Source organism: Halobacillus hunanensis, assembly GCF_900166655.1.
Taxonomy (GTDB): domain Bacteria; phylum Bacillota; class Bacilli; order Bacillales; family Halobacillaceae; genus Halobacillus_A; species Halobacillus_A hunanensis.
On the sequence record NZ_FVZB01000006.1, the window covers coordinates 305618 to 324748 of the forward strand.

At 40.3% G+C, this 19131-nt stretch carries 17 protein-coding genes; 4 read left to right on the top strand and 13 right to left on the bottom strand.

Translation table 11 applies throughout. The annotated features are described in order from the left end of the window. The first annotated feature begins 31 nt into the window (after positions 1 to 31). Positions 32 to 478 carry a MarR family winged helix-turn-helix transcriptional regulator gene (locus B5354_RS07185; RefSeq protein WP_079527352.1) on the top strand — a complete coding sequence of 149 codons (447 nt, stop codon included), beginning with the start codon at positions 32 to 34 and terminating at the stop codon, positions 476 to 478. Positions 479 to 480: 2 nt separating this feature from the next. Beyond that, entirely contained in the window at positions 481 to 3138 is a 2658-nt protein-coding gene (locus tag B5354_RS07190; protein WP_079527354.1) for an MMPL family transporter, read from the top strand. A gap of 56 nt (positions 3139 to 3194) precedes the next feature. On the opposite strand, the gene B5354_RS07195 is transcribed toward B5354_RS07190, so the two are convergent. Continuing rightward, the gene (locus B5354_RS07195; protein ID WP_079527356.1) at positions 3195 to 3392 is read right to left on the bottom strand and encodes a hypothetical protein; all 198 of its coding nucleotides are present in this window, start codon (positions 3390 to 3392) and stop codon (positions 3195 to 3197) included. Positions 3393 to 3667: 275 nt separating this feature from the next. Here B5354_RS07195 and B5354_RS07200 point away from each other — a divergent pair, with 275 nt between their 5' ends. Both B5354_RS07200 and B5354_RS20885 read left to right on the top strand, forming a co-directional pair. After that, positions 3668 to 4747, top strand: a complete 1080-nt coding sequence (locus B5354_RS07200; protein ID WP_079527358.1) for a tetratricopeptide repeat protein — start codon at positions 3668 to 3670, stop codon at positions 4745 to 4747. A gap of 1 nt (position 4748) precedes the next feature. Then, positions 4749 to 4883 carry a hypothetical protein gene (locus B5354_RS20885; protein WP_281252726.1) on the top strand — a complete coding sequence of 45 codons (135 nt, stop codon included), beginning with the start codon at positions 4749 to 4751 and terminating at the stop codon, positions 4881 to 4883. Between the two features lie 279 nt (positions 4884 to 5162). Here B5354_RS20885 and B5354_RS07205 read toward each other — a convergent pair whose 3' ends face one another. The 12 genes from B5354_RS07205 to B5354_RS07260 form a co-directional block, all read right to left on the bottom strand. Continuing rightward, positions 5163 to 7550: an immune inhibitor A domain-containing protein gene (locus B5354_RS07205; protein ID WP_079527360.1), complete on the bottom strand. Its 2388-nt coding sequence runs from the start codon at positions 7548 to 7550 to the stop codon at positions 5163 to 5165. A gap of 261 nt (positions 7551 to 7811) precedes the next feature. Beyond that, the gene (locus B5354_RS07210; RefSeq protein WP_176142431.1) at positions 7812 to 8501 is read right to left on the bottom strand and encodes a YesL family protein; all 690 of its coding nucleotides are present in this window, start codon (positions 8499 to 8501) and stop codon (positions 7812 to 7814) included. 39 nt (positions 8502 to 8540) lie between these two features. Then, entirely contained in the window at positions 8541 to 9509 is a 969-nt protein-coding gene (locus tag B5354_RS07215; RefSeq protein WP_079527362.1) for a sugar phosphate isomerase/epimerase family protein, read from the bottom strand. A gap of 22 nt (positions 9510 to 9531) precedes the next feature. Further along, positions 9532 to 10572, bottom strand: coding sequence for a Gfo/Idh/MocA family protein (locus B5354_RS07220; protein ID WP_079527363.1), 1041 nt, complete (start codon positions 10570 to 10572; stop codon positions 9532 to 9534). 6 nt (positions 10573 to 10578) lie between these two features. After that, positions 10579 to 11610 carry a Gfo/Idh/MocA family protein gene (locus B5354_RS07225; RefSeq protein WP_079527365.1) on the bottom strand — a complete coding sequence of 344 codons (1032 nt, stop codon included), beginning with the start codon at positions 11608 to 11610 and terminating at the stop codon, positions 10579 to 10581. 12 nt (positions 11611 to 11622) lie between these two features. Next, positions 11623 to 12342, bottom strand: coding sequence for a ThuA domain-containing protein (locus B5354_RS07230; protein ID WP_079527367.1), 720 nt, complete (start codon positions 12340 to 12342; stop codon positions 11623 to 11625). Between the two features lie 68 nt (positions 12343 to 12410). Beyond that, entirely contained in the window at positions 12411 to 13448 is a 1038-nt protein-coding gene (locus B5354_RS07235) for a LacI family DNA-binding transcriptional regulator (protein ID WP_079527369.1), read from the bottom strand. 33 nt (positions 13449 to 13481) lie between these two features. Further along, entirely contained in the window at positions 13482 to 14306 is an 825-nt protein-coding gene (locus B5354_RS07240) for a carbohydrate ABC transporter permease (RefSeq protein WP_079527371.1), read from the bottom strand. Then, a complete protein-coding gene (locus B5354_RS07245; RefSeq protein ID WP_079527373.1) occupies positions 14306 to 15166 on the bottom strand; it encodes a carbohydrate ABC transporter permease in 861 nt (286 codons plus the stop codon). Before B5354_RS07245 ends, B5354_RS07240 begins: the two co-directional genes overlap by 1 nt. A 183-nt stretch (positions 15167 to 15349) precedes the next feature. Continuing rightward, positions 15350 to 16648: an ABC transporter substrate-binding protein gene (locus tag B5354_RS07250; RefSeq protein ID WP_079527375.1), complete on the bottom strand. Its 1299-nt coding sequence runs from the start codon at positions 16646 to 16648 to the stop codon at positions 15350 to 15352. Between the two features lie 341 nt (positions 16649 to 16989). Continuing rightward, positions 16990 to 18027, bottom strand: a complete 1038-nt coding sequence (locus tag B5354_RS07255) for an acyltransferase (RefSeq protein WP_079527377.1) — start codon at positions 18025 to 18027, stop codon at positions 16990 to 16992. 134 nt (positions 18028 to 18161) lie between these two features. After that, a complete protein-coding gene (locus B5354_RS07260) occupies positions 18162 to 19031 on the bottom strand; it encodes a YitT family protein (protein ID WP_079527379.1) in 870 nt (289 codons plus the stop codon). Between the last annotated feature and the right edge of the window lie 100 nt (positions 19032 to 19131).

Genomic DNA, 19131 nt, shown 5'->3' on the forward strand with positions numbered 1-19131 from the left:
TAAACTACTTTTTTGCCTGGGGGTTTTAATAGTGAATGATCGTTTAGATAAAGCTGTAGATCTTTTTAAAGAAGTCATGATCTTTGGTACCGAGAGAATAATAAAATCGATTGACCACGAAATTTATGATCTTTATTCTCCAGAACAAATTCATATGCTTCAAATTCTGTTCAAGTTAGAAAAAGTATCACCGGGGAGACTTGCTGAATTACAAGGGGTCCATAAGAGTGCCGTTTCTAACAGACTGAAAAAATTGAGCCAAAACGGCTTAATAGATGTTGTGGGCTCTGAAAAGGACCACCGAGGAAAAACACTTACTTTGACCGACAAAGGAAAATCTATCATCCATCAGTCTAACGAGCTTATTTCCAGCCATATAGAAGAACTACTTGCTGGAGAACTTAAAGATTCTGAAATCGATGAATTCATTCGGATATTCGATAAAGTAAAAGCAATTCTAAGAGTAGAGGAAGATTAATAATGAAAATCATATTAAAGTATAAATGGATCATTGTGACACTCATGATCTTATTAACGGCAGGCTTATTTATAGTGTCACCTAATTTAACTCAACAAGCTGAAGAAGCTGGAAATTTACAACTTCCCGAAGGTACAGATTCTCAGAAGGCTGCAGCGATCTTAGAAAAGGCCGGGGCGGATGCTGACACCATATCCCTTGTATTCACGCTTGATGAACCAGTTGATCAGCATGTCAAACAAACCATTACTTCCACAGTCGACGAGTTGAAGAATTTGGAAGGCTCCATTACTAATGTGGTTGCACCTTTTGAAAGTAAGGAGACAACTGACCAGCTTGTTTCACAAGATGAGAAAACGATCCTTATTCCCATCACAGTGGATGGTACAGACGAAGAAATTAATGAGCTTGCAGACCACATTAAATCTAATATACTGTCGGGTGATCACACAGTTTATATTACTGGGGAAGCGATCATTAACCAGGATGTAAACGAAAGCAGTCAAGAGGGGCTGGAGCGGACTGAAATCATAACAGTAGTTCTGATCTTTGTCCTCCTGCTTGCCGTCTTCCGTTCTATTATCACACCTTTTATTCCACTAGTTGCAGTTGGGATTACCTATTTACTTAGCCAGTCACTTGTGTCCTTTTTTATCGAGTGGTTTAGCTTCCCGGTTTCAAACTATACACAAATATTTCTAGTTGCCGTCCTATTTGGAATCGGAACAGATTATTGTATATTACTGTTGAGCCGCTATAAAGAAGAACTTACAAATGGACACTCTACTGAAACTGCCATAGTGAATACGTATAAAACCGCCGGTCGAACTCTTTTAATTAGCGGCATTGCTGTTTTTATCGGCTTTGTTGCCATCGGTTTTGCTGAATTTACTATTTTCAAGTCAGCAGTCGGTGTTGCTGTGGGGATCGCTGTATTAATGGTTGTGCTATTCACAATTATTCCTTTTTTCATGGCTGTCTTAAAGGATAAGCTATTTTGGCCATCTAAAAAATCGGCTTCCCACAAAGATAGTAAATTGTGGACGCTGCTCGGACGATTCTCAGTTCATAGACCTATTTGGTCCCTAGTGTTTGTTGCCATCATTACTGTTCCATTTCTTCTAACATATAATGGACAATTATCGTTTAATACAGTGGATGAAATCGGTGATGATTATGGTTCAGTTAAAGGACTAAAAGCAATTGAAGAGGGCTTTGGCAAGGGTGAATCACTCCCTCTAAATATCGTCATTAAAGCTGAGAATGATACGGTTACGAGAGAGGCTATCCCTTATGTTGAAGAATTGAGTTCGGAAATAGCTAAAAATGAAGAAGTCGATTCCATTCGAACGATCTCAAGACCTACTGGAGAAATTCTTGAAGAATTATATATTGACTATCAACTTCGACAAGTGTCCGACGGTTTGAATCAAGCTCGTGAAGGGATCAATAAAACAAAATCCGGGTTAACCGAGATTGAAGCTGGATTAAATAACCTATCAAACCAGCTCCCATCGGGCACGAGAACCAACGCAAATGGTCTAGGTGAGGCTGCTAATGCACTTAAGCAAATAAATCAGCAGCTTACCTCCATAAATCAAGGACTTAGTCAGTCAGGAAATGTGGCTCAAGCTTCTAAACAATTAGCCCAAGTACAGCAACAACTTGGCCAAATTCGGCAGTCACTCGCTGGTGCATCCTCCAGTTTACAAGCAAAAACGAGTCAAGTCAGCAGGCTCAAAGACGGACTTGCAGAATTAGCTAGTGGAGTTGGTGCCTCAATCGATGGACTCGAAGATATCGAGTCAGGTCTAAAAGATGCTGAAGAAATCACTAGAGCGATGGGAGAATCAAATTCGCTTGCCGAAACAGGTGTATTCATTCCAGATGGCACCCTTGATAACGAAGAGTTCCAGCCAGCAATTGATCGTTATTCTTTTGCTAATGAAAAAGGAATTAAAATGGAAGTCATTCTAAAGAATGACCCTTATTCTAAAGAAGCAATTGATACGACTGAGGCCATTAAACAAACCGTGCAAGATCAAGTTAAAGGAACGCCTTTAGAAGATATGACCATTGCGTACAGTGGCATTCCAGCTACGAATGATGATCTTTCAGAGATCTCCAAAAATGATTTTACAAGAACAATGATCATTATTTTAAGCGGATTATTTATTGTCCTTACAATCTTATTCCGTTCTATGATCATGCCGCTTTATATGATTGGATCTCTTTTGCTGACTTACTACACATCTGTTTCTATCGCAGAATTGATTTTCGTCAATCTATTAAACTATGACGGGATCAGCTGGGCCGTTCCATTTTTCGGTTTTGTTATGCTTGTCGCACTTGGGGTGGACTACTCCATCTTCTTGCTTGATCGTTTCAATGAAGAGGCTAAAATGGATGTGAAAGAAGCCATGATGACCTCAATGGCCAAAATGGGAACTGTTGTCATTACCGCAGCCATTATCCTGGCGGGGACATTCGGTGCCATGATGCCATCTGGGGTGCTAAGCTTAATTCAAATTGCTACAATCGTCATTACTGGTCTTCTCCTATATGGCTTAATAATCCTGCCATTACTCATTCCGGCGATTACCGTTTCCTTTGGGAATGGAGTATGGTGGCCATTTACACGTAAAAATAAACAAAACTAATCAGTATTAAACATGAGGTCATTCTAAAAACAGATTGGCCTCTTTTTTCCTACACGTCATGTTTTTGCATAGTCTTTCTTGTGCTCCTTATGAAAAGCTAAACAATCCTGACAATACTCAACCCATGAAGTACGCCCATCTGTTACAGCTACGATGTCTTGTTCCTCGACCAACTCTTTACACTTCCAACACATTACCAGATGTGAATCCAGGAGATTCCTGACATTTCGATTCAAACTTTCAAAATGATTCATATTGACTAACTTTCCCTCCTTACTATTTATTAAAAACTATACATTTTGTCGATTTGGGTGTCGAATAGGGATTTTCACATATTCATACCTTCTCTGTAATAACTTTTTAAAGAACCTACTGCTTAATTATTACTTTTTACAGCTTCCTAATACAGGGGTTTTAAAATTTACACATTATTACGCGTAATATGAATTTTTAGAAAATAGTAATAATTTCCCATGGAAAATATAAGGGAGTACGATATACTATAGGAAAATAATAGAAGGAGATTTGCATGGTTGCTCAAGTACATACGGTTGATTTGTTTAGTGAACTTACAAATGCGTTAAGAAACTATAATCAGGAAGAAAGTGCTCAATTGTTAGCTGATTTAGAAAAAGAATTTCCAGATTCATCTCTCCCTGAAGATAGTGAAGCTTTGTGTGCAAAATATATATTAACAGCCAGATACCATATACAATATGGGAATATTCAAGCCGCCTACACAAAACTATTGTTAGCGAAAAACCAAAACTTTAAATTTAATGAAAATCTCAACTATATGTACGCATATGTTTCTGCATTGTATGAGGTTAATAAGAAAAATTATACTAAAGCTTTAAATTGGTACACCCAAGCAGAGAAATATCTTTATCACAATAAGGACCCCCTAGAAACAGCTGATTTTTATTACAAAAAAGCAACTTTGCATTATTTTATGGAAAGTGCCATTGAGTCTATGTTTTGCTTAGAGCAGGCAATAAGGATTTATAAAGATGATTCCATCTTTCATAGGTCTAAGATCGCTCATTGTGAATTAATCCAAGGTTTAAATTATATTGATTTAAAAAACTATGATCTTGCAGAAGAATTTTTTCACTTAGCTTTGAGTCATAAGGGAAATGATACAGAATTTGAAACCTCCATTTATCATAATTTGGCCCATTTGTATTCTAAGAAAAACTTACCTAAGACTTCCCTCAGATATATAGAAAAATCGTTAGAAAGAGAAGATTCACACCCTGATTTATCAATGGCTTATTTTTTATTAACAAAGGAATACCTTAAAATTAATAACCGAAAAAAAGGCAAGGAATTGTGTGAAAGGGGTTTAGCACATAGTAAAAAAGCCAATGATTTAATCCACTTCCATTTATATACCATACTTAAAGAGCTCTATCTTTCAAAGGATGCAGAAGAAAGATCTTTAAATTACGCCATATCATTTTTACAAAAAAATGATAAGTGGATCACATTAGAAGATTTCTCAGACGAAATTGGTTCCTATTATTATGATAGGGATGAATACAAGCTAGCCAGCAAATATTTCAATATTTCTATAAAAGCAAAGCACACACGTTATGGGAGGTGTTAAAATGAAGAAAAAGTTGGTAGTCACGGCATTTGCAGCTGCTTTAGTAGTTAGTGTACTAAGTGGATTTGCAAACACTCAAACAGTCGAGGAAGCTCATAGAGGAGTGATCCCTGGTTCTACTGTAGAACTCAGCTAACCAAAAAGGAGCAGCCATCACTTGGCTGCTCCTTTTTCATTCCCTTTTTACAGACTATTAATAAAGGCTTTAAAAGCCGCTTTCCCTTACTTAGTCCGCTTAAACACTCCTGCATGTTCCAATGCCTCAACAAATCTCATTCTGATCTCTTGTAGAATCTCTTTTCCATTCTCTTCTTTGGCTAGATTGACCAGTGAAATATAACAAAAACAGGCTGACCACCTATTGTTAAATAGTGATCAGCCTGTTTATGATTAACAAGTTAATTTCTTCTTCTGCCTATTTATAAATAAGCACTTTTCCTACAGTACCATCTTTACTTTGACCTGCAACGCGGAATTTCAACCCATACTCAGGAACATTACGTCCCGCATCAACTAGCCCTTCGTTCAGGTAGTTTTCACTATCATCAAATAATGGGATGCGCTTCGTATGGTTATCTTTCATAGTTCTTCCGAGAAGCTCGCTGTAATCAATGAACATTTTATCTTTCTTGTCTATGGTGAACGCAGCATCGTGCACCTGGTAACGAGTAGAAGCTACCGTACCATCACTCCAATAAATTGCTTTCTGATCCGAATCGACGACACCAAGGAAGCCTTCGCCTGGGTGGAAACCTGTCCAGTTTTCCGTGTACTTGTTATCTACATACCATACAACTAAGCCTGGATCATATTCCATTAGACTGTCTCCACGGCGTAGGTTAGCAAGTCCGCGGTCGACACCGTTATGACTGCGCCATTCTAGTAAATAATAATGCTCGGACATCTTGATTCCATCTTCCTTAGTAAATCCGCTTAGCTCGAAACTGCTTTCACCTTCTGCATCGTCAAAAACAATTTCTTCTCCGTCAGCTGCGATACTAATATCGTCAGCATAAAAACCTGGTAGAATAGCAGCCGCATCGGTTTTATACTTAAATCCGACTTCTACTTTTTCCCCTGCAAATGCAGAAAGATCAAAGGTTACTTCTTTCCAGCCATCTGAACTACCTGTAATCCCATTGCCTAAGTTATTCCCGTGCGGATTCTCATCTGTAGTAATCGCACCTTCAATAGGTTCACCATTGACGGTTACATAAGCATAGTCCCAATTCGTTTCAATGTCATACCATGCCTGGAAGGTCAACTCGGCACTAGCAGCATTTGTAAGGTCAACCGTTCTCGTCATTGTATTTGTGAGACTATTGTCACTGCCGCTGAAGTACTCATATTGACCGCTGACAGGTTCATTAATAACTGTCTTCTTATCTGGCAACGTGACTTTTACAGCATCATTATTGGTACCTTTTGTAACACCTTCATCCAAAAGTACTTCAAAACCTTGTTCTGTCACTTCGCTCATACTGATCTCGGAACCGGTCAGCCAGTTTCCACCGGCAGTTCCTTGAAGCATTTCTTTCGCATATGGACTGAAACCTGTTGGCATCGTTCCAGGAATATCTCCTGCCCAGCTTCCACTTGCCATAATAGACCAGTAGGCTACGGGTTCACCGGCTCCAGAGTACTGGGTATCGTACTCATCTGGAAGACCTAGATCATGTCCGAATTCGTGCGCCATAACACCGACGGCTCCATCTTCCGGCTCAATAGTATAATCGTAAGCGGCCATTTGTCCGTCCCAGTAATCAACTGTCGCTTCTGTTCCTTTAATCGCAGTAGGTTGTGCAAGATTCCAACGGTGTGACCAAATTGCATCTGCCCCTAATGAACCGCCGCCAGCTTCCTCACCTACACCAGAATGAATTACCATAAGGTGGTCGACTAAACCATCCGGCTCTAAAAAGTTTCCATCTCCATCCAGATCATAGCGATCCCATTCATCAAAATTGCTTAAATTAACATTAGGATCCTCTGCAGCAGCATTCAATGCTTCTTTAACTAGACCACGTGCATTGACATCACTTCCATCAGGAGCTGGATCGTTTGCACCGTAATAAGCTGCTGGGTGCTCAGCCTGGTACCATCCTGCTACTGTTCCTTCAACGGAATAACTGCCGCCAGATTGTTTTTCATAGTATTGTTTCATAGATACATAGGTTTTGCCGTCTGGGCCGATCCAGCCGCCATCACCAAACAGCATATCTTCATAATGTGCTTTTGAATAGGCATTTTCACCTTCATAATACATATCTGTTTCACTTTCTGACATAGAATTATGCTGCTTGTCCGGATATTCAATTAGCAATACTAGGACATTATCTGTACGTGTTTCGCCATTCCAGGCTTCCTTTTCAACAGACTGTAATTTGTTTTTCTTAGCTTGTCCTAATTTGTTTCCTTTTCCGTTTGTCATACTGTTGTTTTTAGCATCATCTGTTAACTTGGCTTGTTTTTCTGCCTTCTCTTTAGCCATTTTTCCCTTATCTTCTGCTTTGGCTTTGTTAGACGCAGCTTCTGATTTTGCTTCTAAGTATTTATTCAGAACTTGCTTTGCCTCTTCTGGCGTGGCATTTTTCGAGATCTTCCCGCTTTCCTTTAACATCTCGATTAATCGTTCATCGTTCGCGATCGCTACATCAAAAGGTGCTCCCCCTTTTTCATGAGCGTGTGTCTTATGTACATCGGACTGAACTGTGCCTGGATTAGCTAATACACTAGAACTGAATGGGGCTAATGCTAGAGTAAGAGCCAAGGCTGAGGTAACAATTCTACTATTCTTCTTCAAAATTATTTCTCCTTTCCAGAAATATATGATAATAAATTCCTATCTACAAATATAGGCAATTTATTCAGAATAATCAATCGTTTTAGTAGAAAAAATTTACAAATAATTAAAATTACCCACCTACCTATTTAAAGCTTTAAAGGGATTAATAGGTATAAACTACCACCTCAGGTCATCCAGAAACTGGATGACCTGAGGTGGTAGTTTTTGACACAAAAAAACCTGTCAGCTGAGTGAGGCTCAGGGCTGACAGGGTTTTGCTTACGATGTTTTATTTGATAGTTTCAAATGTAATCGATAATATGCGGAAAATGCTAAAAAGGAAACGAGCGAACCTGTAAAGAGCGGGATGATAACCTGAAACATATAAAGGCTGATATAAAGAATGATTCCTGCACTAATAGCTACAGCTATAAACAAAAGCGGGCTTCCAATTGTAATAAAGAAAGAATGCTTTAATAATGCTCCTAGTTTCATATGATAATGAACCGCAACAGAGAAAAAGTTTAAAGTCCATACAAATAATAGAATGCCCAAAACCAAGAACAGATTCATCAGCATGCTGTTTCGGCTGGAAAAATAATAAATATCAGCGGCTAAGACTCCCCACAAAATCACGAAGATCAATCCACTCAATAAACTCATCTTGTAATTATTTTTATAGTGACTAAAGAATGATTGAGTTGTTCCCACATCTTCTTCATTTCTAACCCATTCGCGTGCTTTCGCAAACAAAGCGGTCGTCGCTGGGAAAAATAAAATCGGAAGCAGAACAACGAGCGGGACAGCAAGATACAGTGCCCCTGAACCGTTTTCTAAGTATAACAGGCTGAGAAGGAGGAGCCCGATAGGTAGATTAAACAGAGCCCATAATAAATTAGATAAGGAGAATCGCATAATCCACTCACTTATAGCGAAAAATCCTCCTGCTAATCCTGAACTATTCTTCACTTTCGACTCCTCCTTCCTTTTCCTTAGAACATATCTAAATTAGGCCCACCACATATCAGCTGGAGGCTCTTCAATATTTACTGCTTTTAAATTCTTCACGGCTTGATTAAAGCCTTCACTAATTGACATAATCGGATCTTCATGCTCAATACTGATCACATGATCATATCCATAAGTGCGAAGTGCACTAACAATATTAGACCATTCCTGGATTCCGTGTCCATAGCCAACTGAACGGAAACTCCAGGCACGTGTTTTCACTTCAGAATATGGCTGCATGTCCGTTAAGCCGTACATGTTCACATTGTCCTGATCAATGTACGTATCCTTCGCATGAAAATGGTGGATAGCTCCGGCATTTCCTAGAATTTTAATAGCTGCAACAGGATCGATTCCTTGCCACCACAGATGACTCGGATCAAGGTTTGCCCCTATGGCATCGCTTGTAGCTTCACGCAGCTTTAACATCGTGTACGGTGTATGAACAAGAAACCCAGCATGCAGTTCCAGTCCTACCTTGATACCATGTTCTTCGGCGAATTTTCCTTGTTCCTTCCAATACGGAATCAGCTTCTCATTCCATTGCCATTCCCATACGTCTGAATACTCCGCGGGCCATGGAGTGACAGGCCAATTCGGGGATTTGTCTGTTTCCGTTCCACCTGGTGTGCCTGAAAACGTATTAACAACAGGAACATCAAGTAAACTTGCTAACTTCACCGTTTTCACAAAGGAATCATGAGACTCTTGTGCAAATTGTTTATCCGGAGAAATTGGATTGCCGTGACAGCTAAATGCACTGATCGTCAATCCACGTGAGTTAACTTTGTCCAGGAATTCGACACGTTTCTGCTCACTTTCGAGCAGTTCATCCACGTTACAGTGTGCTGTACCTGGATAACCGCCTGTTCCGATTTCGACTGCTTTTAAACCAGCATTTTTTACATGATCGAGCATATCCTCAAAGGATTTATCAGAAAAAAGGACTGTGAATACGCCCAGTTTCATATCAATCTCCTCCCATCGAATTTTAAACTAGTTTAATACTCGTCCCTGTTTCACTACTTTCATAGATGGCTTCTATTAACTGCGTCACCCGTAATGCCTGTTCTGGTTTGACGATCAGTTCGGAATTCCCGAGACAGCTATCGACAAAATTATCTGCTTGTAAAAATCCTGGACTAAGACTTTCTTCGGGTAATTTAGCCTGGGTATTCCATACTGTTCCATATTTCGTTTGATAGAGTTCAAATGGGTACACATCCATTCCGCCATCTGCCCCTGAAATGCTCAAAGAGGTTTGGTCCTCTTTGATGTTTGCGGCCCACGAGCATTCAAATTGCATAGACATCCCATCTTCAAACATGATGTAACTCGAAACATGATCATCCACATTAAATGTCTTATGGTCAAAAGCGCCCCAGTCATTAACCTGACCTGGCGTTTTGCTCAACCGATTATAAGTTTTCCCAATGACTTCAACAGGCTTCGGATCGTCGAGCAGCCATAAAGCCAGGTCAAGCAAGTGGCAGCCAAAGTCAATCAAGCTGCCGCCTCCTTGTAAATCTTTATTGGTAAATACACCCCAGCCTGGCACTTTACGACGACGCATTGCCTGCACACGAGTGACAAGTGGATCTCCTATTTCCCCATTAAAAATGGCTTCCTTCGCTAACTTAGCTTCAGGCATATAACGATAGTGATAAGCAATCGAAAGCAGTCGATCATTTTGGCGCGCTGCCTCAACCATAGCTTCACACTCTTTTGTAGTAATTGCCATTGGTTTTTCACACAGAACGTGAACTCCAGCGTTTAATGCAGCTACAGTAATTTCGGAATGAAATTTATTTGGAGTACAAATTGTCACTGCATCAACCACTTCAAATAGTTGCTGGTAATGTTCAAAAACATGAGGAATGTCAAACATTTCCGCCACGGATTTAGCACGTTCGTTGTTTACATCCTGGACAGCTGTCAGCTCTACTTTCTCTTTCATCCCCGCAAATGCCGGAATATGTCGCTGTTGGGCGATGCCGCCGACACCGATAATTCCCATCTTCAATTTATTCATTCTAAATCACTTCTCTAACTTTGAAATTTTACGTGTCTCCCCTGATTGCAGTGCTCCTAAAATAATTTCAAGCGAACGTTTTCCTTCATAGCCATCGATCAGAGGGGTTGTGTCCTCGATAATACTTTCAACAAAGTGATCTATCACATGTGTGTTCGTTTGCCCGCCATCCTCATTTGATTGAATTTGGCCGAGCTCATACTTTACAATTTCTCCGGTCGCGTACTGAGAAATAAGCGAGTACTGAGGGTCATCTTCTAAACGTAATGTAGCTTTCTCACCATATATAATAGTAGAGTTGTCTTCTTCAGGTCTATAAGCCCAGCTTGCTGTTAAGGTACCGACAACTCCAGATTCAGAACGCAAAATACAGACCGCGTTATCATCCACCGAAATTCCCTCTTTGGCGTTATTTTCAATAAATCCTGCTACATCAATGAATTCTTCCCCTAGTAAATAGCGTAATAAATCCGCTTTATGTACACCAAGATCCCCCATAGCTCCAATAAACGCCTGGTCTTTTTTAAAGAACCAGCTGTCTGTTCCATCGGCGCTCCATCCTTCAGGTCCTCCATGGCCAAATGTCGTACGGAAACTGTACACTTTTCCAATCTCTCCAGCTTCAATCAGCTGGCGGGCCTTTTGATGGGAAGCTACGAACCTTTGATTATGGGCAATCATCAATTTTTTGCCGGTACGCGCTGCTGTGTTAATCATTTCTTCTGCTTCTTCAGACGACGTTGCCATTGGTTTTTCGCATAAAACATGAGCTCCTGCATTTAACGAGGCAATGGAAACAGGGGCATGCAAATAGTTTGGCAGGCAAACACTTACAGCATCTACGTTTTCTTTTGCTAAAAGATCTTCATAATCTGTATAGGAGCGAGCCCCGAAAGCTTCAGCTGTAACCATAGCACGCTCTTCTACAATGTCACAAACGGCCATGATATCTACTTGTTCATTCGCTTCATACTCCATCAAATGACGGTTTTGTGCAATACTTCCACACCCGATAATCGCTACTTTCAATTTAGCCAACTCAATCTCCCCCTACTTTTCAGAAATATTTTCTAAAGGCTGTGAGTTTCCATATACGTTCTTCGGTGTTCCCCCATTATCAGCCCACTTCACTCCATTACGAATCACTTGCTGAACTTCTTTATTGTAGTAAGTTGGGTACGTCTCATGTCCAGGGCGAAAGTAGAATATTTTACCCCGGCCGCGTTTAAAGGTAGCTCCGCTTCGGAATACTTCTCCGCCTTCAAACCAGCTGACAAATATAAGTTCTTCAGGTGTCGGAATATCAAAATGTTCCCCGTACATTTCCTCTTTTTCAATTTCGATATATTCCCCAAGACCTTCTGTGATCGGATGTGTCGGATCTACTACCCACATACGTTCACGGTCGTCCGCCTCACGCCATTTCAAATCACACGAAGTCCCCATCAATTTCTTGAAGACTTTGGAAAAGTGAGCAGAATGTAAAACAACTAATCCCATTCCGTCTAAAACGCGCTGTTTCACTTTCTCAGCAATTTCATCCTGCACTTCATCATGTGCTTTATGCCCCCACCATACAAGTACATCCGTATTTTCAAGTACTTCATCTGTTAAACCGTGCTCTTCTTCATCAAGGGTAGCTGTTTTTATATCGTGACCATCCCCTTTAAGAAATTCAGCAATTGCAGAGTGAATTCCTTCTGGATAAATGTCTGTTACAACTTGGTTTTCTTTTTCATGACGAAACTCATTCCACACTGTAATGTTCATTGTATTGGCTCCTTTTTATCAAATCATATAGTACTGATGTTATTTTTTTTGGAGTTAGCAAAAATCTCTCAATCCATATTGGGTGTCATTTTCCTGCTGCACGATTGCCTTTCCACAATTGTGGTAGGAACAATAACACTGCGCTTTAACATATCTGGCTCATCCAGTAGGTGAATCAAACTATTACTGGATTCATATCCAAGCTGATAAGAATTGGTATCCACCGTTGTCAACGGAGGATTGGACAATTTAGAAAGCATTGTATTGTTAAAGCTTACGATACTCACATCCTCAGGCATCTTCATGTTTCGTTCTTGTAATACAGCCATTACTTTCAATGCATTAATATCGTCTGTGACTACTAAGGCAGTAGGCGGTTCCGGCAGGTCCATTAATTCATGGATTGCTTGCATCCTCTTGCTATTTCCAGTTTCAATATTTGTTATATAACCATTTGGCAGTTCCAATTTATTTTCATTCACGGCATATTTGAAACCTTCCAGGCGCGCTTTGTCTACTTCAAAGTGGGAACCACCACCGAGGAGAGCAACTTTGTCATGTCCAATGTTGATTAAATAATTGGTTGCATCTCGACAAGCCTGAACATTATCGTTATCCACATACATCACATTGGATGAGTCCATAACCGGTTTTCCAACCATAACAAACGGGAAGTCATGTTCCATTAAGTAAGGAACAACTTGATCATCCTTTTTGGAATAAAGAACAATTACTCCGTCAACCCGCTTTCCTTGAACCATTTTAACAACATCGTTAAAAATTTCTTCCTCTGATTCACCTGTTGTCAGATTGATACTATAATCGTGTTCATGACAAGCCTGGCTGATCCCCCGGAGCAATTCCGAGAAAAAAGGATTTTCAAATGAGTGGCTTGCAGAATTTTTCATCACGATCCCGATGGTCTGCGTAGATTGTCTAACGAGAACGCGTGCATTCAAATTCAGATGGTAGCCCATCTCATCCATCACTTTACGGACTTTGCGTTTCGTTTTTTCACTAATTCTTGGGCTGTTAGATATGACACGTGAGACCGTGGAAGGAGCTACATTTGCTTGTTTCGCAACATCTTTTATGGTGACCGACACCTTCATCTACCCCTCTAATTGGTTTCGAAAGCCCTATTTAACAGCACCTTCCGAAACCCCTTTAATAATTTGTTTTTGGGCAAAAAAGTACCCAATGATCACAGGAATAATCGCGATCGTCAGTCCTGCCAGTGCCAGGTGCCACTGCTTCGTATATTGCCCGAAGAAAAAGAACATTTTCAGCGGAATCGTGGCATTCGCTTCACTTAAGACCAAGGATGGCAACAAGTAGTCATTCCAGATCCAGATGGTATTTAATATCCCGACTGTCACCGAAATCGGCTTTAACAATGGAAAAATAATATACCAGAACAGTTGAAAGCGGTTGGCGCCATCAATGATCGCTGCTTCATCCATTGTTTTCGATACACCCGTCATCGCTCCATGATAAAGGAAGATCGATAGACTGCAGCCAAATCCAAGGTACATGAAGATTAAGCCGGCGGCATTCAACATGTTTGCTTGGCCGAAAATCGAGACGAGCGGAATCATCACCGATTGGAACGGAATCAGCATGGCGGCTACGAAAATCAAGAATAACACGCCGCTCAATTTACTTTTGTTTCGAGCTAAAGCATAGCCGGCCATCGACGAAAACAGGATGATGATGACAATACTTACCCCCGTAATCAGGACGGAGTTGAATAACGATTTCAGAAATTCCAAATCAATAAAAGCTTGGACAAAGTTATCTAAGTTCAGCGTTTCTGGCAGCCCAAGAACGCCGCTGAAAATCTCGCGCTTCGTTTTAAACGCGTTGACAATCATCAGGTAGAACGGGGCAATCCAGATCAGTCCGAGAATAATACCAAGGACTTCGATTGAGAGTAAATTTCGTTTTTCGGTATTCTTTTTCATTACATCTCAACCTCCCGCTTCTTGTTGTAATACACTTGCGTCAGCGCAATGACCGCCACGATGAAGAAGAAAATAACCGCTTTCGCCTGGGCAAAAGCCATTTGCTGGTCCGAGAAGGCTGTCCGAACAATTTCCATCGCGACCATTTGGGTGGAGTTGAACGGTCCCCCGTTTGTCAGCGATAAGTTCTGATCATAGATTTTAAACGCCATCGACAACGTCAGGAACATGCTGACCGTAAACGCCGGGGCCACCAGGGGAAAGGTAATGTTTTTAAATCGCTGAAACCCGTTGGCGCCATCGATTTTGGCCGCCTCGATCAAGTCTTTCGGAATGTTTTCTAAGTAAGCAATGTAAATAATCATAATGTAACCGGCCATCTGCCAGGCTGTCAAAATGACGAGTCCCCAAAAACCGGTGCTTGTAGTCGACAGCCAGCCCGTTAAAGACTCGACGCCGAGCAGCATTCCAATGTCCTCGAATACACTGACAAAAATAAACTGCCAGATGAACCCGAGAATCAGGCCGCCGATTAAGTTTGGCATAAAAAAGACCGTGCGCAGTAAGTTGTTCGTTTTGATATTACGTGTTACAAGCAGCGCTAATCCGAGCCCCATAATATTGAGCAGGATTACGGTTATGATCGCAAACTTCACGGTAAACCAAATCGATGCCATGAATTCGTCTTCTTGAAATAGATTGATATAGTGTTGTAGTCCGACAAATTTCGTAGCGGTAATCCCGTTCCAGTCTGTGAAGGAAAAAATAAATCCATAAATGAATGGAACGACGACAACCAGTCCCAACCCTAAAATAACCGGGGTGAGAAAGAGCCAGAACCATATATTGCGATTGTGCATGTCACGCCCTCCAATGCTTATACTCTTGTTACTGAAGTTGATGCATATGGATATGATATCGATTTCAGCAGCTTATAAAAATAAAACATCTCACCTATTAGACTCTTATTTTGTTCTAATAGAGGAGATACTTTATTGTGCTGACAAACACATCAAACGATGCATTTGTCAGCTGTTACAGTTCTACTTACGGGATTGTTCCCAGGCTTTTCTCGATTGCTCTAGGACCTCTTCCCAAGTAATTTTGCCGGCAATATATTCCTGGACAGCAACACCAAACGCGTCTTCAGTCCAGCCAATAGGTGCTCCTAGGAATACCCAGCCTAACGTTTTTTCTGCTTTTACATATTCATAGATTTCTTGTGAAATTGGATCTGCAATTTCAAGGTCTTCATACCCTTCGTAGGCAGGGATGAACTTGAATTTTTCCGTTACAAACTTCTTACCTGTTTCAGAAGTGTACATCCAATCAAGAAATTCCTTACTAGCTTGTACTACTTCATCTTCTGATTCTTTATTGACCACCCAGTAGTTGGGTACGCCTACCGGAATTCCTTCATAACCTTCTACAGGAATCGGAAGAAGGCCTACATTGTTCTGTGCGAATTCTTCATCCATTGAAGCGATCGTGTTATATACCCAGTTTCCTTGTTGAATCATGGCTACCTTGCCAAGTGAGAAGTATTCTTCTACTTGTTGAGAGTAGTCAAGACTCAATGTAGGCTGAATCGAGTAATCATTTTGCAAATCTAAGAACCGTTTCATTTGGTCCGCCATTTCAAATTTAATCGTATCTGCTTCATAAGCATCCATCACACTGTGATTAAATTCTTCAGCGATGTAAGCATTAGCAAGGTGGTTCCCAATGACCCATTTTTCTTTAGCCGGGAAGGCGAATGGCGCTTTTATACCAAGCTCTTTTTTATTACTATCCAGTTTTTTGACAGCTGACTCAAGATCGTCCATTGTCTTAATTTCATCTGGATTGATGCCTGCTTCTTCAAAAACCTTCTTATTATAAAGCAGTCCATAACCTTCCTGGTTATACGGAAGACCTAGAATTTGACCATCTTTTTTAACACTTGTAAGCGTGCCATCAAGAGCAGCTTCAGCAGCTTTTGTATCAGATAGGTCAGCTAGATACTTTTCATATTGCTGCACATCTGTTGGTCCACCAATATTGAAAATGTCAGGCTCTTCACCAGAAGAGAAGGATGTTTTCAAGGCAGCACCGTAGTCGTTACCTCCCCCTACTGTTTTAACATTAATGTTTACATCAGGGTTTTCTTCTTCATACATAGAGACAAGCTCTTCAAATTGCTCTTTAAACTCCACTTTAAACTGGAACACATCTACAGTTACTGCATCTCCAGAAGATTCACTTGCACTTTCATCTCCTGATGAGAATGAGCATCCTGTTAATGCAATACTCGATGCCAGCAACGCGGAAGCAATTCCCGTGTAAAACTTTTTCCCCTTCATGTAACCCACTCCCTAGATTATTTTTTAACAAATGAATGAATGCGCTTCCATATCCACTAAAAAAAAAGTTGTTTCAATTCGCTTCAAAGCGCACACGTTTGCACTTATAATTGTAAAGCGTTTCCATATGTAGATTGGAAAGTAATAGTAGAACATTAATAAGATCAAATACTTCCAGTGAATACGTTTGCACAAATTCATTAAACAAATCATATCACGGGTTTTCCGATATGGCAACATGAATTTTCAGAATCCTGATAAACCCTGCTGTTTAAACGGTGTTAAAAAAATCCCCCTGCCGTAGAACTATTAATAGTCTGCAGCAGGAGGACCGCTTCGCTTTATATATATTTTGGTTTTAGGCGTTGAATGCTGATATACAGTAAATAAGATACTAAAAACAAATAAGGAGTAAAAAGCAGCCCCCAAAGCAAACTTTCCCTGATCACACTAATGCCGGCATAATCAACCAGCCGGTTTGTTGCATCCATAACCGCGGTATGAATCACGTAAATTCCTACTGTATTCTTGCCAACTTTATTAATGGTTGACTCTTTCCCTACATGCGGCAGTCTCAGGATGAACATGAATAGCGAAAGCGAAACGAATATGGTTGAAATGAAATAATTTCCGCCGCTTCCACCGAGCTCATGTGCTGTTATATGTCTCTCAAGGAACTGTAAAACGGAGAAGCCGATGAACACCAATCCCCACACCCATGCCTTCCATTGATGAGAAAGCTTAATAAATTGGGGTTGATACTTAGCAATGGTACCACCAAGTGTTACATAAAAAATTCCAAAGAATGTTCCATCACGAGATTCGAAGCTTAGATTATAAATTCCTGAATAAGATTGATCAAACAGACCAATGACATACAATAGGAAACTGATCACAAGTAACCATTTGATTTTATCAAAATAGTAAAACAAAGCAAAAATAATCATGGCCCAAATCGCCGCCGGTAAATACCAGAGATGGTATTGCGTGTGTCCTGCACCGTAATAAAAAATATCTAGCGTTAAAAAGGTGCTAATATATTCAATAATTGGTTCACTCGTAAATCCTTTTTCAAGAATCAGCATGACTAAATCGTACATAAAGAAAAACAGGAACCAAGCTGCATACAAATTGATTAAAGTTGATATATATTTAGGGAAATACTGTCCACCCTTTCGCTCCACCTGGTTTACCACTAAGTACCCTGCGACCATAAAGAAAAAAGGAACTCCAAATCGGGCAAACGTATCGATAAAGAAGTCGATTCTCTCCCCACTAATCCCAAGGAAATCTACTTCCTTAAATGAATGGGAATGAATATAAACAATAAAAAACATAGCAATAAATTTCACAAAATCAATGGTTGAAACTCTTTTCATAACAAATACCTCACTTTTAAAAACGCTGCTAGTGAGATATCTATTCGTTCCCAATCCATTACTATTGAGCGGCGTAACGAAACTGAAACAGAATTGAAAAACCCCTGATAGATGAGTATCTATCAGGGGTAGGGTTATTTTCCAGTTTCATAAAGCTTTGATAGCGAGAAACCACGGCCGAGAATTTCCGAAGCATTGAGGAAAACAATGAACGAAGTGGGTTCTTTCTCTTGAAGAGCTTTCTTCAAATAGATAGCTTCCTCCTGCTCAACCACACACAAAATCATCGTTTTCTCTGTATTGGAATGACCTCCAACCGTCCTTATTTTCGTTAATCCGCGATCGATTTCATTTTTAATAATCGACTGAATTAACTCTTCTTTTTCGGATATAATGAGAACAAGTTTCGAAGGTGATGTTTGCAATTGAACAAAATCGATCACTTTACTCGTAACATAAATCGACATCATCGCGAAAAGGGCGAGCTCCAGATTAAAGACAATAGCGGAAGTGATCACAACGAAACCATCCACAATTAATTGGGAAAACCCACTAGAAAATCCGGTGTACTTTTTCAATGCCTGAGCAATCATGGCGGTCCCGCCGGTTGATCCTTTTCCCCGATAAACCGTTCCTAACCCAACACCTAACAGAATCCCTCCATAAATTGCGGCCAGCAGAGGATTGTCAATCTTGAAAGGAATGTCGGCACTAAGCCATATGATAAAGGGTACAAACAATGTTCCCACTAATGTCTTTAAGCTGAAATCCTTTCCAAGCAGAATAATTCCCAAAATAAACAACGGAATGTTGATGGCCCATTGAACGTACGCGGGATTAAACTTGTACAATTCATATAAGATAGTACTGATACCTGATACGCCGCCTGACGCAAGCTTCGCTGGCAGCAAGAACATATTATACGATAAACCAACGAATGCAGATCCGATAATGATATAACAATATTCAATGAATAGCTTTAATTGTGGTGAACGCTGTGTCATCCTAACCTCATCCTTTCTTCCACGAACTCCACTATTCTAACATAAAATTCGACAAATCTCTTATCCGTGTTCGGGTCCTGAACTTTCCTCGTATGTGCGT

Bases quoted from the DNA above. Each gene is read 5' to 3' on its own strand.
- B5354_RS07190 (WP_079527354.1), top strand. From the start codon at position 481: ATGAAAATCATATTAAAGTATAAATGGATCATTGTGACACTCATGATC.
- B5354_RS07195 (WP_079527356.1), bottom strand. From the start codon at position 3,392: ATGAATCATTTTGAAAGTTTGAATCGAAATGTCAGGAATCTCCTGGAT.
- B5354_RS07200 (WP_079527358.1), top strand. From the start codon at position 3,668: ATGGTTGCTCAAGTACATACGGTTGATTTGTTTAGTGAACTTACAAAT.
- B5354_RS20885 (WP_281252726.1), top strand. From the start codon at position 4,749: ATGAAGAAAAAGTTGGTAGTCACGGCATTTGCAGCTGCTTTAGTAGTT.
- B5354_RS07215 (WP_079527362.1), bottom strand. From the start codon at position 9,509: ATGAAACTGGGCGTATTCACAGTCCTTTTTTCTGATAAATCCTTTGAG.
- B5354_RS07220 (WP_079527363.1), bottom strand. From the start codon at position 10,572: ATGAATAAATTGAAGATGGGAATTATCGGTGTCGGCGGCATCGCCCAA.
- B5354_RS07230 (WP_079527367.1), bottom strand. From the start codon at position 12,342: ATGAACATTACAGTGTGGAATGAGTTTCGTCATGAAAAAGAAAACCAA.
- B5354_RS07240 (WP_079527371.1), bottom strand. From the start codon at position 14,306: ATGAAAAAGAATACCGAAAAACGAAATTTACTCTCAATCGAAGTCCTT.
- B5354_RS07245 (WP_079527373.1), bottom strand. From the start codon at position 15,166: ATGCACAATCGCAATATATGGTTCTGGCTCTTTCTCACCCCGGTTATT.
- B5354_RS07250 (WP_079527375.1), bottom strand. From the start codon at position 16,648: ATGAAGGGGAAAAAGTTTTACACGGGAATTGCTTCCGCGTTGCTGGCA.
- B5354_RS07255 (WP_079527377.1), bottom strand. From the start codon at position 18,027: ATGAAAAGAGTTTCAACCATTGATTTTGTGAAATTTATTGCTATGTTT.
- B5354_RS07260 (WP_079527379.1), bottom strand. From the start codon at position 19,031: ATGACACAGCGTTCACCACAATTAAAGCTATTCATTGAATATTGTTAT.